The following is a 14,243-nucleotide window of genomic DNA, read 5'->3' on the forward strand; positions in this document are numbered from 1 at the left end:
CGGCAATGGTCGGTGAGTCGATTGTTTGGCGGCAGGAGAAGCGAACGTGAATCTGGACAACGCCACCGTCGTGGTGACCGGCGGGGCCTCCGGTCTCGGCCTGGCCACCGCGCGCCGGCTCGTCGCCGGGGGCGCGAGCGTGGTGCTGGTCGACCTCCCCACCGCGACGGAGACCGGCACCGCCGAGGCCAAGGCGCTCGGCCCGGCCGCGACGTTCGTCGCCGCGGACATCACCTCGACCGAGGAGATGTCGGCGGCCGTGGACGTGGCCCGCTCGCGCGGACCGGTGCGGGGTCTGGTGCACTGCGCCGGCCGCGGCAGCGACCGCCTGCGCATCCTGGACAAGCAGGGCGTACCCGCCCCGATCGAGGGCTTCGCCGAGGTGGTGCGGGTCAACCTCGTCGGCACCTACAACGTGCTGCGCCTGGTCGCGGCCGCGATCGCCGAGGCCGAACCGGTCGACGGCGAGCGCGGCGCGTGCGTGCTCACCGCGTCGGTCGCCGCGTTCGAGGGGCAGATCGGCCAGGCGTCCTACACCGCGGCCAAGGCCGGCGTGCACGGCATCACCATCACCACCGCGCGCGACCTCGCCGGCCGGGGCATCCGGGTCAACACGATCGCCCCGGGGGTGTTCGACACCCCGATGCTCGGGCGGCTGCGCGACGACCTGCGGGCCGGGCTGGCCGCGAGCGTGCCGCACCCGAAGCGGCTGGGGCAGCCGGAGGAGTACGCCGCGCTCGCGGTGCACATGCTGACCAACGGCTACCTCAACGGGGAGACGATCCGGCTCGACGGCGCGATCCGGATGGCGCCGCGCTGATGGACGACGTCCTGCTCGAGCGGCGGGGCCACGTCGCCGTCGTCACGGTGAACCGCCCCCACCGGCGCAACGCGATCAACCGGGCCACGGCCGAGACGCTCGCCGAGACGTTCACGGCGCTGGATGCCGACGCGGCCGTACGCGTCGTGGTCCTCACCGGCGCGGGCGGTACGTTCTGCGCCGGCATGGACCTGCGCGACTTCCCGGTGCAGGGCCGCCCGAGCGTGCCCGGCCGCGGCTTCGCCGGGTTCGTGCAGGCCCCGCCGCGCACGCCGATCGTCGCCGCCGTCGAGGGCTGGGCGCTCGGCGGCGGGTTCGAGATGGTGCTCGCCTGCGATCTCGTGGTGGCCGCCGAGGACGCCCGCTTCGGGCTCCCCGAGGTCACCCGCGGGCTCGCGGCCCGGGGCGGCGGCGCGTTCCGCCTCCCCCGCCGGCTGCCCTACGCCCTGGCGATGGAGCTGGTGCTCACCGGGCAGCCGATCGACGCCGCGCGCGCGGCCGGGCACGGGCTGCTCAACCGGGTCACCCCGCCCGGCGGGGCGCTCGCCGCCGCGGTCGAGCTGGCCGGGGCGGTCGCGGCCAACGCCCCGCTCGCCGTCGCCGCCAGCGTCCAGGTGGTCCGGCGCGGCCCCGACTGGCCCGACGACGAGGGGTTCACGCGCCAGGACGAGTGGTTCGACCCGGTCTTCGCCTCCGCCGACGCGGCCGAGGGCGCCCGCGCCTTCGCCGAGCGCCGCACGCCGGTCTGGGCCGGGCGATGACCGCGACCTTCGAGGAGCTGGCGGCCCGCATCCACGCGTTCGCCGCGGCCGAGGGGCTGGCCCGCCGCGACCCGGCCGCCCTGGTGGACGAGCCGGGCGGCGGCGACGGCGGGCTCCCGGCGTCGATGGCGTTCCAGCGGCGGCTCTTCGACGCCGGGCTGGCCTGGTTCGACGGGCCGGTCGAGCACGGCGGCCTCGGCCTCGACCCGGACACCGCCAACGCGCTGCGCGACGTGCTGCACGCCTACGCGCTGCCCGAGCAGGCGTACTTCACCGTCAGCCGCCGCATCGTCGCCCCCACGATCCTCGCCCACGGCACGCCGCAGCAGCGGGCGCGCTGGGTCCGGGCGCTCTGGCGCGGCGAGAAGCTCGCCTGTCAGCTGTTCTCCGAGCCCGAGGCCGGCTCCGATCTCGCCTCGCTGCGCTGCACGGCGGTGCGCGACGGCGACGAGTGGGTGATCAACGGGCAGAAGGTCTGGTCGTCCTGGGCGCACCTGAGCGACGTCGGCGAGCTGCTGGCCCGCACCGGCCCGCCCGCCGAGCGCCACCGGTCGATCACGGCCTTCCTGGTGGAGATGGACCGGCCCGGCATCACCGTGCGCCCCATCCGCCAGATCAACGGCGAGAGCCACTTCAACGAGGTCTTCTTCGACGACGTGCGCATCCCCGACCGCGACCGCCTCGGCCCGCCCGACGCCGGCTGGACGGTCGCGATGTCCACGCTGACCAGCGAGCGCACGGCGATGGGCAGCCGGGACAAGACCTACCTCAGCCGGCCGTACCGCCGCCTGCGCGCCCTCGCCGGGAGCACCCGGCAGCTCGGCGACGCCGAGCGGGAACTGCTCGCCGAGGCGTGGATCCGCGAGCGGCTCGCCGGTGTGAGCGCGGACCGGGTCGCCGCCGGCGCGCTGTCGCCGTCCGTCGGCAAGCTCGCCCTCGTCGACGACCTCGGCTTCTACGGCCGGGCCGCCGCGCGGCTGCTCGGCCCGGACCTCGTCGCCGGCGATGCCCCGGGCGCGACCGCCTGGGCCGGCTTCCTGCTCAGCTCGCCCGCGCAGCGCATCGCCGGCGGCACCGACCAGATCCAGCGGGGCATCGTCGCCGAGCGCGTGCTCGGCCTGCCCCGCGACCGGCGCGCATAACTTCGAAGGGACCGCAGCATCATGATGACCGGGGAGCAGTACCGGCAGAGCCTCCGCGACGGCCGCCGGGTCTACATCGCGGGCCGGCCGATCGAGGACGTCACCGAGGAGCCCCTGCTGCGGCAGAGCATCGCCATGACCGCGGCCAACTACGACGAGTTCTACCGGCCGGGCGAGGACGCGTTCGGCCCCCTGTTCTTCATCCCGCGCAGCGTCGAGGACCTGCGCTATCAGGAGGTCGAGCAGCTCAAGTGGGCCAACCCGACCCGCACGACGTCGGTGAGCCTGCTCATGCTCATGACCGCGGCCAGCCGCATCCGCTCGCAGCTGCCGCAGTACGCCGACCGGGTGATGGCGTACTTCGAGCACGCCAAGCGCGCCGACCTGCGCTGCGTGCAGACGATCACCGACGCCAAGGGCAACCGGGCCCTGTCGCCGATGAAGCAGGACGACCCGGACCTCTACGTGCGGGTGGTCAGCCGCGACTCCGGCGGCGTGGTCATCCGCGGCGCGAAGCTGCACATCACCGGCGCCCCGATCGACCACGACCTCATCGTGATGCCGACCAAGCGGATGAAGCCGGGCGAGGAGGACTGGTCGATCGCGTGCGCGGTCCCGGTCGGCGCGCCCGGCGTGAAGATCATCGCGACGACCTACGCCCCGCGGCCCGACCTGCCCGCCGACTACTTCCCCTACAGCGGCCGGCGCAACATGGCCGAGGGGTTCGTCATCTTCGACGACGTCTACGTGCCCCACGATCGCGTCTTCCTCGACGGCGAGGTCGAGCACTCGGCCACCTTCGCCCACTCCCTCGGCCTGTGGGAGCGCATCGGCAGCGTCGCGCACTACGTCGAGATGGCCGACACGCTCGTCGGGATGGCCCAGCTCGTCGCCGAGGCCAACGGGCTGCAGCGCATCCCGCACATCCGGCAGAAGATCGCCGAGCTGATCAACTACGCGACCATGGTCCGGGCCGGGCTGGAGGCGGCGGTCAACAACGCCCAGTTCACCCCCGAGGGCTGGGCGTCGCCGGACGAGCTCATGACGAACGCGGCCAAGTACTTCGCCGCCGCCAACTATGCCGAGATGGTGCGCAACCTGCACGACATCGCCGGCGGCAGCGTGCTCACCGCCCCGATGCTCGACGATCTGCGCAGCCCGGAGACCGGCGCGTTCGTGGCGAAGTACATGCGCACCATGGAGGGCGTCGGCGCCGAGCACCGGATGCGGCTGTTCCACGGCATCCGCGACTTCACCGCCGACACGTTCGGCGGCTGGCAGAGCGTGACGATCCTGCAGGGCGGCGGCGGCCTGCACGCGCAGCGGCTCATCGTCGAGAAGCACTACGACATGGCCCACGCCAAGGAGCTCGCCCGCCGCATCTGCGGGATCGAGGACCTCTCGTGAGCGGTACGGCCGCGGAGCTCGGCGCCGCCCTGCGGGACTTCCTCGCCGCGCACGCGAAGCCGGTCGAGGCCGAGCCGGTCTGGCCGCGGCTGCGCGACGAGCTGGGCCTGGCCGGGCTGCTCGTCCCCGAGTCGCACGGCGGCCTCGGCCTCGGCCCCGCCGAGCTGGTCGCGGTCGCGGCCGAGCTCGGCCGGGCCGTCGTCGGCGGCCCGTTCGTGCCCACCGCGGTCGCGGCCGCCACCGCGCTGTCCACCCTGGACCTGCCCCCCGGCACCGCGGCGACGCTGGCCCATCGGCCCTTCGCGGCCCGGCGCGTGCGGGCGTCCACGATGGACGGTGCCGTGACGCTCACCGGCACCGTCGGGCCGATCCTGGCCGCGCCGACCGGCCCGCTCCTGGTGCCGGCCGACGCCGGCGGCACCCCGGTGCTGTGCCGGGTCGACGCCGGCGCGACGCTCACCGCGCTGCCGTCGCTGGACCTGAGCCGGCCCGGCTACCGGGCCGAGTTCCGCGACACCCCGGCGACCGTGCTCGCCGAGGGGGACCGGGCCGCCGAGGCCGTCCGCCGGGCCGAGCTGGCGACCTGGCTGGCGCTCGGGGCCGAGTGCGTCGGCGTCGCCGGGCACGCCCTCGAGCTGACCGTCGAGCACGCGAAGACCCGCCACCAGTTCGGCCGGCCCATCGGCGCGTTCCAGGCGATGCAGCACAAGCTCGCCGACCTCACGGTGACGCTCGAGGTGGCCCGCTCGGCCGCCGAGCTCGCCGTGCGGCGGGGCGGCGACGCGGCCGGCGCGCACACGCTCGCCGTGAAGGCCGCCGAGGCCGCCGTGACCATCACGACCGAGGCCATCCAGCTGCACGGCGGGATCGGCTTCACCTGGGAGTACCCGGCCCATGTCCTGCTGCGCCGCGCGCACGCCGCCGCGGTGCTCGCCGGAACCCCCGACCAGCACCGCCGTGCGCTGTTCGCCCTGCTCGACGAGGAGTGACCATGCCCAGTTCGAAGGTGCGCTTCATCGCACCCGCCGCCGTCATGGGCGGCGGCTTCTCCACGAAATCGTTCCACGCCGCGCTGCGGACCAGGCCCGACTTCATCGCCTGCGACGCCGGCTCCACCGACTGGGGCCCGTACTACCTGGGGGCGGCCAAGTCCTGGGCCGGCTACCGGCAGACCCGCCGCGACCTCGAGCGCATGGTGCTCGGCGCGCTCGACATCGGCGTGCCCCTGCTGATCGGCTCGGCCGGGTTCACCGGCAGCGACGCCGGGCTGGCCTGGTTCCGCGGCATCGTCGAGGACATCCTGGCCGCGGCCGGCCGCACCGCCCGCATCGCGACGATCCGCACCGAGCAGCCGAAGGACTGGGTGCTGGGCAAGGTCCGCGGCGGGCGGACGTGGGGCCTCGACGGCCGGCCGGAGCTGACCGAGGAGGGCGTCGGGCGCGCGGCCCGCATCGTGGCGATGATGGGCCCCGAGCCCTACGCCGAGGCCCTCGACGCCGGCGCGCAGATCGTGCTCGCCGGCCGCTCGTCGGACGCGGCCATCTATGCCGCCGTACCGCTGATGCGCGGCATCGCGCCGGGGCCGGCCTGGCACATGGGCAAGACCGTCGAGTGCGGGTACGCCATCGAGGAGCCGATCGGGGCCGGCGAGTGCATCGTCGGCGAGGTCGACGACGAGGGCTTCACCGTGCGCCCGGTCGGCGGGCGCTCCCGCTGCACGGTGCGGTCGGTCGCCGCGCAGATGCTGTACGAGAACGCCACCCCCTACCTCCTGCGCGAGCCGCCCGGCACGCTCGACACGTCCGCCGCGCGCTACATCCAGCTCGACGAGCACTCGGTGCGGGTGGAGGGCGCGACGTTCCGGCCCGAGCCCTACAGCGTGCGCCTGGAGGGCGTGGACCAGCTCGGCTACCGCAGCATGTGCCTCTTCGGCGTGCGGGACCCCGCCGTGGTGCGCGGCGTCGCCGAGTACACCGCGGCCATCACCGACCTCGTGCACCGCACCGCGCAGGACCGCTACGGGCTCGACCGCGACGCGTACACCTTCGGCTTCCGCCGCTACGGCTACGACGCCGTGCTCGGTGACGCCGAGCCCAACGCCGCGAACGGGCACGAGGGCTGCTACGAGATCGGGCTCGTCGCCGAGGCCGTCGCGGCCGAGCAGGAGCTCGCGCACGAGATCGTCTCCGGCGCCATGCCGTTCTTCATGCACGGCGTGCGCGTGCCCGGCGTCGCCAACTCCGCCAACGGCGCCCTCGCCTACGCCCCCTCGGTCGTGGACGTCGGAGCGGTCTTCACCTGGAGCGTCTGGCACGGCGCGGCGCTCGATCACCCGATGGAACCCTTCACGCTCGAGGTCAGCGACTCGGCCGGCACCCGGGAGATGGTCACGTCATGAGCGACATCCGCAGCGACTGCAGCACGTTCCGGACCCGCAACGCGGGCGCCTTCCTGGTCTCGGCCGACATGGTGTTCCGCACCGAGGAGGCGTACCGGTCCTGGCGCGACTCCGGCGCCGTCACGGCGGAGGCGGTCGCCGCCCTGCTGCGCGTGGACCCGGCCACCGTGCAGGTCATCGACTACCCGGCGGCGAACGCCATCAAGGTGACGATGCCGCGCCGGACGGTCGCCGGCGGCCCCGACGACACCGACCTGGACAGCGCGGCCCAGTTCGTGCCGCTGCTGTCGCTGCGCCGCCCGTGAGCCGCGGCTCGCTCGCCGGCGTCCGGGTCGTGCTGCTCGCGGGGGCGGGCCCGTCCCCGTTCGCCGGCATGCTCCTGCGGGATCTGGGTGCCGACGTCGTACGGGTGGATCGCCCGGGCGGCGGCGACGGGGTCTCCGGGCTGCCGGTCCGGCTCGACTCGCGGTACACCGGCATCCGGACGGTCACGGCCGACCTCAAGTCCGCCGAGGGCCTGGCGGCGGTCCGCGAGCTCGTCGCCGACGCGGACGTGTTCGTCGACCCCTACCGCCCCGGCGTCGTGGACCGCCTCGGGCTCGGCCCGGCCGCGCTGTGCGCCGAGCACCCGGCGCTCGTCTACGTCCACATGACCGGCTGGGGCCACGACGGCGCCTGGGCGCACCGGGCCGGGCACGACATCAACTACCTCGCCGTCGCCGGGGCGCTGCACCCGACCGGCCCCGCCGACCGGCCGCCCCTGCCGCCGCTCAACCTGCTCGCGGACTTCGGCGCCGGCGGGACGTACTTGGTGATCGGGGTCCTCGCGGCGCTGCTGGAGCGGGCCCGCACCGGCCGCGGCGCGGTGCTCGACGTGGCGATGGTCGACGCCGTCGTCTCGCTGACCACGCTGCTGCGCGACATGCGCGCGGCGGGGCTGTGGACGGACGAGCGGGAGTCGAACATCTTCGATGGCGGGGCCCCGTGCTACCGCACCTACCGGACCGCCGACGGGGGCTTCATGGCCGTCGGCGCCCTGGAGCCGGCGTTCTACGCGGCGCTGCTCGCGACCCTCGGCCTCGACCCCGCGCGGTGGCCCCAGCACGACCGCGCGCGCTGGCCCGCCCAGCGGGAGGAGCTGGCCCGCATCTTCGCCGGGCGGACCCGCGCCGAGTGGGAGCGGGCGTTCGACAACGTCGAGGCCTGCGTGACCCCGGTGCTGACGCCCGGCGAGGCGCCCGCGCATCCCGCGCTCGCGTCGCGGAGGATGGCCTCATGAACCCGCTCGTGCTCGACGTCGCCGCGCTGCAGGCCGCCTACTGCCGCGGCGTCGACGATCGTGACCCCGGCCTGCTGCGCTCCATCGTCGCCGACGACGTGGAGTTCGTCGGCGCCGACGGGGTGGCGCACACGGGCGCGGAGGCGTTCGTGGCGGTGTTCACCCGCTACTGGGCGGCCAACCCCGGCCCGGTCCTGCATTTCCTGTCCAACGTGGAGGTGCTCGGCGACGGCGACCCGTTCCCGGTGCGGGCGCTGTTCCACGCGATGTCGCGGCCCGCGCCGGACCGGATCGTGCAGACCTGGGGCCGCTACGACGACCTGGTGCGGCGGACCCCGGGCGGGCTCGTGCTCGCGGCCAAGCGGCTCTCAGTAGTGCACCGCGGCTGAGGTCCCGCCCGACACGGTCAGGACCTGCCCGGTCAGGCCCGACGCCGGGGCGGAGGCCAGGAAGACCACGACCGCGGCGACCTCGGCCGGCTCGACGAACCGGCGCAGCGACTGGCGCGCGGCGAGCCGGCGCAGATGCTCGTCCGGGTCGGTGCCGTCCGGCGCGCCGGCCAGGAGCATCGCCCGCACGTCGGCGGTGAGCACGACCCCGGGCTGCACGACGTTCGCGGTGATCCCGTGCGGGCCCAGCTCCCGGGCCATCGAGTGGGTGAGGTGCACGAGGGCGGCGTTGCGCACGCCGGAGCTGACGTTGTGCCGGGCGATCCGGGCTGCCTCCCCGCCGATGTTCACCACGCGGCCGGAGCCGCTCGCGCGCAGGGCGCCGGCCGCGGCGCGCACCACGCGCAGGTATCCGACGACCTTCTCCTCGAAGTCGGCCCGCAGCAGCCCGTCCGTGGTCGTGAACAGCCCGTCGGCGGCGCCGCCGGAGACGCGGGCGGCGTTGTTCACCACGACGTCGAGGCCGCCGAGGGCGTCGGCCGCCTCGCGCACGGCGCGCTCGCACGCGTCCGGGTCGGTGATGTCGGCCGCGTGCACCGAGCGGGCGGGCAGGCCCTGCGCGCCGGCGGGGTCGCGGCAGAGCACCGCGCAGTGCGCGCCCGCCGCCGCGGCCGCCTCGACGATCGCCCGCCCGATGCCCCGCGACCCACCGGTCACCAGGACCCGGCGGCCGTGCAGGTCCGTCACGGGAGCAGCTCGACGATGGTCGCGTTGGCCATGCCGCCGGCTTCGCACATGGACTGCAGGCCGTACCGGATCCGGTTGTCCCGCATGTGGTGCAGCAGCCGGGTCATGAGGATCGCGCCGGACGCGCCGAGCGGGTGCCCGACCGCGATGGCCCCGCCGAGGGGGTTGAGCCGCTCCGGCTTCGCCCCGGTCTCGGCCAGCCAGGCCAGCGGGACGGGCGCGAACGCCTCGTTGATCTCGAACGCGCCGATGTCGTCGATGCCGAGGCCGGCCCGGGCGAGCACCTTGTGCGTGGCGGGCCAGGGCGCGCTGAGCATCACGACGGGGTCGTCGCCGACGACGGTGCCGCTGTGGAAGCGCGCGAGCGGCCGGAGCCCGAGCGCGCGGGCCCGCTCGCTCGTGGTCACGAGCATGGCCGCGGCGCCGTCGGAGATCTGCGACGAGTTCCCGGCGTGGATGACGCCGTCCTCGCGGAACGCCGGCTTGAGGTTCGCCAGCGTGTCCACCGTGGACGTGCGCCGGATGCCCTCGTCGGCGCTCAGCGACGGCAGCGCGACGAGCTGGCCCGCGAAGGCGCCGGCGTCGGTGGCCGCGGCCGCGAGGGTGTGCGAGCGGACCGAGAACTCGTCGCAGGCGGTGCGGGACAGCCCGTAGCGCTCGGCGAGCATCTCGGCCCCCTCGCCCTGGCTGAACGCCTCGCGCGCGTAGCGGGCCCGGACCCTCGGCCCGTAGGGCATGCCGGTCGCGCGGGCCGAGCCGAGCGGCACCCGCGTCATCATCTCCACCCCGCCCGCGACGACCACGTCGGCCAGCCCGGACAGCACGCTCGCGACCGCGAAGTGCAGCGCCTGCTGGCTGGAGCCGCACGCCCGGTCGATCGTCACGCCGGGCACCGCCTCGGGCCACCCGGCCGCGAGCGCCGCCATCCGGCCGACGTTGGTGGACTGGTCGCCGAGCTGGTTGACGCACCCGAACATCACGTCGTCGACGGCGGCCGGCTCGATCCCGGTCCGCGCGACGAGCGCGGTGAGCACCTCGGCCGCCAGGTCCACGGGGTGCCATTCGGCGAGGGCGCCGTTGCGCTTGCCGATCGGGGTACGCACGGCGTCGACGATCACCGCATCACGCGAGGACTCCATGCTCCCATCCCACCGGGCCGCCGCCGCGCGCACAAAGACGAACGGCGGATCGGTCGATAGGCGCGGCCAATCTCACGCGTCGGTGGTCCCCGCCAATTTCCGCGCCAGGTTCTCGATGCCGCCGCGGATCATCGCGCCGTACTCGTCCTGCGCCAGGTGGTGCGCGTTGGCCCGGGCGGCCGCCAGGTGCTCGCGGGCGGCCTCGACATGGTGCAGGCGCCGGTGCACGTCACCCAGGTTCAGGTGCAGCGAGGGCAGGAAGCTGTCGCGCTGCTCGGCGGGGAGCCCGGCGGCCGCCTCCAGGGCGCGCTCGTCCCAGGCCAGCTCCGCCTCGGCGTCGTCCTGACGGTCGGCCGCGTGGTGCGCGATGGCGCACCGGGGCAGCGGGTCCTCGGTCTCGTCCCAGAGGGCGGCCAGGGCGTCGCGCGCCTCGGCCCGGTCGAGCCGCATCGCGGCACCCACCCGGGCCATGATGTCGTCGCTCATGCGTGCTCCTCGGTCTTCGTCGGCATGGCCAGGGTCGTGAGGTCGGTGTCGTCGGCGGAGCGCACGACCACGGGGAGATCCGGCGCGGCGATGCGCAGCAGGACGTCGGGGCCGATGCTCGCGGCGACGGCGGGGTACAGCGTGCGGAACTGGAACCGCAGCGCCATCGGGCCGCCGCTGACCTCCGCCGGGACGGCCGCGCCGCCGACGTGCAGGCCGCCGTCGACGGTGAGGTCGATGCCGGCGTCGGGGTCGTCGCCGCGGTCATCGGCGGGGACATCAGTGGGGGCATTGCCGAGGGCGCGCAGCAGGGCCTCCCTTGGCGCGACGACGCGCACGACCGGCTCGGGCAGGCCGTCGAGGATGGCGCGGTACTCGGGAAACTCCCCCGGCAACGCCGGCAGCACCCGATCCCCGAGCCGGACCTCACCGCCGCCGATGTGCAGCCGGACGGTGTCCTGGCCGGCGATCCACGACCGCGCCTGCGCCAGCCGCGCGACCGCGACGGTGGCCCGGGCCGGCGGCGCCGAGCCGGACGCGCGCAGCGAGCGGATCGCGAGCCGGTACCGGTCGGTCGCCACCAGCCGCACCTCGCCCTCGCCCGCCTCGAACAGCACCCCGCCCAGCACCGCGAACGCCCCGCCCACGGCCGCGGCCGGGCTCACCTGCCCGATCGCCTCCGCCAGCAGCGCCCCGCGCACCGCCAGGCCCCGCCCGCGCAGCAGCTCCCGGGTGGCCGCGACGGCCTCCTCCATCGCGTGCAGGTGCCGGGTGAGCAGCGCCTCGGCCTCGTCGGCGGGCCCGTCGAGCACGCGCCGCACATCGACGAGCGGCAGGCCGGCCTCGCGCAGCCGCCGGATGAACAGCACGTCGTCGAGCTGGCCGAGCGAGTAGTACCGGTAGCCGGTGCCCGCGTCCACGAACGCCGGGCGCACGAGCCCGCACTCGTCGTAGAAGCGCAGCGCGCTCGTCGTCACGCCCGCGGCGCGCGCGAACGCCCCGATGGTCACCCGCTCGTCGTGTTCCTCCACGCCCTGCATCCTGGGCCTTCAACCAACCCGAAGGTCAAGCGCGCCACGCGGTCGGCGTCTACCGCCGCAGCTGCGCCAGCCCCGCGTCGATCATCGTGCCGGCGCGGGGGAAGTCGTACAGCATGCCGCGGTAACGCTCCAGCGGGATCGCCAGGCTCGCGGCCGGCACCCCGCGGCTGGCCAGCACCTCCCCCGTCCAGGCGAGGAACCCGGTGAACAGCTCGGGGTCGTCGACGTAGACGGCCGCCGCCAGGAAGTCCACGATGTGCGCCAGGTCGGTCATGGTGGCGTCGAGCTGGGCGTCGGAGTAGTCGCGCATCGGCGGGAACCGGCGCTGCAGCTCGGCCGCCGCCTCGTCCACGAGGTCGCCGCGGCGCTTGAGCAGCGAGGTGTGCTCGTCGTCGGCCAGGTGGACGAGGGCGCCCGCCGCCTCGGGGCGCAGCACGGCCGGGTCGTCCAGCAGGTCCGCGGCCCCGGTGGCGTCGGCGGCCCAGCGCGCGCCGATCGCCCGCGCCCAGCGGCCGTGCGGGCCGAAGCCGCGCCCGCCGACGATGAGCGGCACCTCGGCGCGCCGGCAGGCCTGCACCGCCCGGTGCGCGGCCGGGAGCCGCGGCGCCAGGGCGCAGCTGAGCGCGACGGCGTCGACGTCCTGCTGGTGCAGGTAGGAGACCAGGTGCGCCACCGGGACGCTGGCCCCGAGGAACGTCACCTGCCAGCCGCGCAGCCGCAGCACCTCGGCGACGATCCGGGCCGGCAGCGCGTGCCACTCCCCGTCGAGGCAGGCGACGACGACCCGGCCCTTGCCCGTCGCGCGGGCGCCGTGGCCCAGCACGGCGACGACGCGCTCGCTGATGTGCGTGGCCGCGTGCTCCTGGGCGACGCTCCACTCGTTGCGCTGCCACCACTCGCCGACCTGCCGCTGGGCGGGGGCGACGAGCTCGAGCAGCACCCGCTCGGCGTCGGTGCCGGCGTCCACCATCCCGCGGGCCACCGCGACGGCCCCCTCCTCGTCGGCCTCGGCGAGGCAGGAGAGGTAGTCGTCGTAGGCCGTCACGACACGGTCACCGCCGGGGACTTGGGCACGGTCGCGGGTTGGTGCACGGAGTGCAGGTGGCGCGGCGACGTCCGCACGGGCTCGGCGCGCACGGCGAACACCGCGATGTCGTCGTGCTCGCGGCCGCCCAGCCAGTCCATCGCGAGCTGCTCGACCCGCTCGGCCAGGGCCGGCGCCGGCATGGTGGCGCAGCCCGCGAGCGCGGTGGTGAGGCGGCGCAGCCCGTACATCTCCGCGCCCCGGTGCCCGCCCCGCGCCTCGGTCACGCCGTCGGTGAACAGCAGGCAGGTCTCGCCGGGCGCGAGGTGCAGGGTGCGCCGGCCGAAGACCGCCTCGTCGGTGACGCCGACGAGCATCCCGCGCAGCGTGACCGTCTCGACGGTGCCGTCGGCGCGCAGCACGAGCGGGGGCAGGTGCCCGCCGCCGGCCAGGGTGAGCCGGATCCCGCCGGCCGGGCGGGGCTGGGCGGTGCCGAGGACCATCGTGGCGAACCGGCCGTCGGGGACGCCCTCGAGCAGCATGTCGTTGAGCACGTGCAGGAGCCGCTGCGGATCGTCCTCGATGCGGCGCAGCGCGCGGAGGCTGTGCCGGACCTGGCCGGTCAGCACGGCCGCGTCGACGCCCTTGCCGGAGACGTCACCGAGGAAGAACATGGCCCCGCCGGCGATCGGGTGCGCGCCGTAGAAGTCGCCGCCGATGTGCATCGTGGAGCGCGCCGGGCGGTAGGCGGTCCCCCAGGTCAGCCCGGTGACCGGGGCCGGCGGCTCCGGCAGCAGGCTCTCCTGCAGCGTCGCGGCGACCCGGGACTGGGCCGCGTAGAGCTGCGCGGCCTCCAGCGCGGCGCCGATGCGGGCCGCGAAGTCCTCCAGCAGGGTCACGTCGGCGACCTCGGTGACCACGAGCGCGGCGGCCGGCCCGCCCGCGGCGAGGATCGGCACGACCCAGGCGGCCGGCGTCGCCTCGCCGCCGAGGAACGGGGTGCCGCCCGGCCACAGGAACGGCTGCGCGACCGGGTTGCCGTCCAGCGTGTCCCGCACGGCGGCCGGCAGCGAGGCCAGGGCCACCTGGTCCTGGCGCACGGGCGCCGGGCCGGCCGCGTGCCAGCAGCGGGCGCGGTCGCGGCGGGTGGGCAGCACCAGCAGCGCGGCCCCGGCGAGCGAGGACACCGCCAGCTCGACGGTGGCGCGGCAGACCCGGTCGGCGTTGAGCATGCCGCCGACGCGCCGCGCGGTGGCGGCCAGGAAGGCCGCGTGGTCGTCCGCTCGTTCGGTTGTCTGGTTCAGGTACCACGCCACCTGCCCGGCGCCGAGCTCGACCCTGCGGCCGTGCAGCCCGTCGGGCTTGGGTCCACCAACCGTCACCGCGGGTAGCCGGCGAGCCGCCGCGGGGTTGCGGTAGAGCACGGTCCCGGCGTCGTCACACAGCAGGACGCCCTCGTCGATGTGGTCGAGGAGCTGGACCAGAGCGGGCGCGGCCGTGTCGGGCGCACCCATCGGTGCGTTCATTGGTTGTCCAATCCGTGGCCGTCGCGTTCCCTGCGAGCCTACGCTCCTGGGCTTACGCTGGCACGGCGGCGACCCTTTCGGTGCT

General features: G+C 75.4%; 15 protein-coding genes. 9 read left to right on the forward strand and 6 right to left on the reverse strand.

Features of this window, described 5'->3' with window-relative positions:
- The first annotated feature begins 46 nt into the window (after nucleotides 1–46).
- Genes ACQP1P_RS34240 through ACQP1P_RS34280 form a run of 9 tightly spaced genes read left to right on the forward strand, consistent with a single transcriptional unit; the run spans nucleotide 47 to nucleotide 8,196 of the window.
- Entirely contained in the window at nucleotides 47–820 is a 774-nt protein-coding gene (locus tag ACQP1P_RS34240; RefSeq protein ID WP_433077335.1) for an SDR family NAD(P)-dependent oxidoreductase, read from the forward strand.
- Nucleotides 820–1,581 (forward strand): crotonase/enoyl-CoA hydratase family protein, encoded by a 762-nt coding sequence (locus ACQP1P_RS34245; RefSeq protein ID WP_433077337.1) that lies wholly within the window; start codon nucleotides 820–822, stop codon nucleotides 1,579–1,581. The genes ACQP1P_RS34240 and ACQP1P_RS34245 overlap by 1 nt, the downstream gene beginning before the upstream one ends.
- A complete protein-coding gene (locus ACQP1P_RS34250) occupies nucleotides 1,578–2,723 on the forward strand; it encodes an acyl-CoA dehydrogenase family protein (protein WP_433077339.1) in 1,146 nt (381 codons plus the stop codon). The genes ACQP1P_RS34245 and ACQP1P_RS34250 overlap by 4 nt, the downstream gene beginning before the upstream one ends.
- A 21-nt stretch (nucleotides 2,724–2,744) precedes the next feature.
- Nucleotides 2,745–4,130 (forward strand): 4-hydroxyphenylacetate 3-hydroxylase N-terminal domain-containing protein, encoded by a 1,386-nt coding sequence (locus tag ACQP1P_RS34255; protein ID WP_433077341.1) that lies wholly within the window; start codon nucleotides 2,745–2,747, stop codon nucleotides 4,128–4,130.
- Nucleotides 4,127–5,119: an acyl-CoA dehydrogenase family protein gene (locus tag ACQP1P_RS34260; protein WP_433077343.1), complete on the forward strand. Its 993-nt coding sequence runs from the start codon at nucleotides 4,127–4,129 to the stop codon at nucleotides 5,117–5,119. Before ACQP1P_RS34255 ends, ACQP1P_RS34260 begins: the two co-directional genes overlap by 4 nt.
- 2 nt (nucleotides 5,120–5,121) lie before the next feature.
- A complete protein-coding gene (locus ACQP1P_RS34265) occupies nucleotides 5,122–6,528 on the forward strand; it encodes an acyclic terpene utilization AtuA family protein (protein WP_433077345.1) in 1,407 nt (468 codons plus the stop codon).
- Complete coding sequence (locus ACQP1P_RS34270; protein WP_433077347.1) at nucleotides 6,525–6,833, forward strand: DUF4387 family protein; 309 nt, start codon at nucleotides 6,525–6,527, stop codon at nucleotides 6,831–6,833. Before ACQP1P_RS34265 ends, ACQP1P_RS34270 begins: the two co-directional genes overlap by 4 nt.
- Complete coding sequence (locus ACQP1P_RS34275; protein WP_433077349.1) at nucleotides 6,830–7,807, forward strand: CaiB/BaiF CoA transferase family protein; 978 nt, start codon at nucleotides 6,830–6,832, stop codon at nucleotides 7,805–7,807. The genes ACQP1P_RS34270 and ACQP1P_RS34275 overlap by 4 nt, the downstream gene beginning before the upstream one ends.
- Nucleotides 7,804–8,196 carry a nuclear transport factor 2 family protein gene (locus ACQP1P_RS34280; protein WP_433077351.1) on the forward strand — a complete coding sequence of 131 codons (393 nt, stop codon included), beginning with the start codon at nucleotides 7,804–7,806 and terminating at the stop codon, nucleotides 8,194–8,196. The genes ACQP1P_RS34275 and ACQP1P_RS34280 overlap by 4 nt, the downstream gene beginning before the upstream one ends.
- Here ACQP1P_RS34280 and ACQP1P_RS34285 read toward each other — a convergent pair.
- From ACQP1P_RS34285 to ACQP1P_RS34310, 6 genes are all read right to left on the reverse strand, one after another.
- Nucleotides 8,176–8,943, reverse strand: coding sequence for an SDR family NAD(P)-dependent oxidoreductase (locus ACQP1P_RS34285; RefSeq protein WP_433077353.1), 768 nt, complete (start codon nucleotides 8,941–8,943; stop codon nucleotides 8,176–8,178). The two genes, ACQP1P_RS34280 and ACQP1P_RS34285, sit on opposite strands and share 21 nt — an antisense overlap.
- Nucleotides 8,940–10,082: a thiolase family protein gene (locus ACQP1P_RS34290; protein WP_433077355.1), complete on the reverse strand. Its 1,143-nt coding sequence runs from the start codon at nucleotides 10,080–10,082 to the stop codon at nucleotides 8,940–8,942. The genes ACQP1P_RS34285 and ACQP1P_RS34290 overlap by 4 nt, the downstream gene beginning before the upstream one ends.
- Before the next feature lie 72 nt (nucleotides 10,083–10,154).
- Entirely contained in the window at nucleotides 10,155–10,568 is a 414-nt protein-coding gene (locus tag ACQP1P_RS34295) for a hypothetical protein (protein ID WP_433077357.1), read from the reverse strand.
- Nucleotides 10,565–11,608 (reverse strand): MerR family transcriptional regulator, encoded by a 1,044-nt coding sequence (locus ACQP1P_RS34300; protein WP_433077359.1) that lies wholly within the window; start codon nucleotides 11,606–11,608, stop codon nucleotides 10,565–10,567. Before ACQP1P_RS34300 ends, ACQP1P_RS34295 begins: the two co-directional genes overlap by 4 nt.
- A gap of 49 nt (nucleotides 11,609–11,657) precedes the next feature.
- Complete coding sequence (locus ACQP1P_RS34305) at nucleotides 11,658–12,653, reverse strand: cobalamin B12-binding domain-containing protein (RefSeq protein WP_433077361.1); 996 nt, start codon at nucleotides 12,651–12,653, stop codon at nucleotides 11,658–11,660.
- Nucleotides 12,650–14,158: a SpoIIE family protein phosphatase gene (locus ACQP1P_RS34310; protein WP_433077363.1), complete on the reverse strand. Its 1,509-nt coding sequence runs from the start codon at nucleotides 14,156–14,158 to the stop codon at nucleotides 12,650–12,652. The genes ACQP1P_RS34305 and ACQP1P_RS34310 overlap by 4 nt, the downstream gene beginning before the upstream one ends.
- Between the last annotated feature and the right edge of the window lie 85 nt (nucleotides 14,159–14,243).

This window comes from Dactylosporangium sp. CA-052675 (assembly GCF_050947935.1).
Taxonomy (GTDB): domain Bacteria; phylum Actinomycetota; class Actinomycetes; order Mycobacteriales; family Micromonosporaceae; genus Dactylosporangium.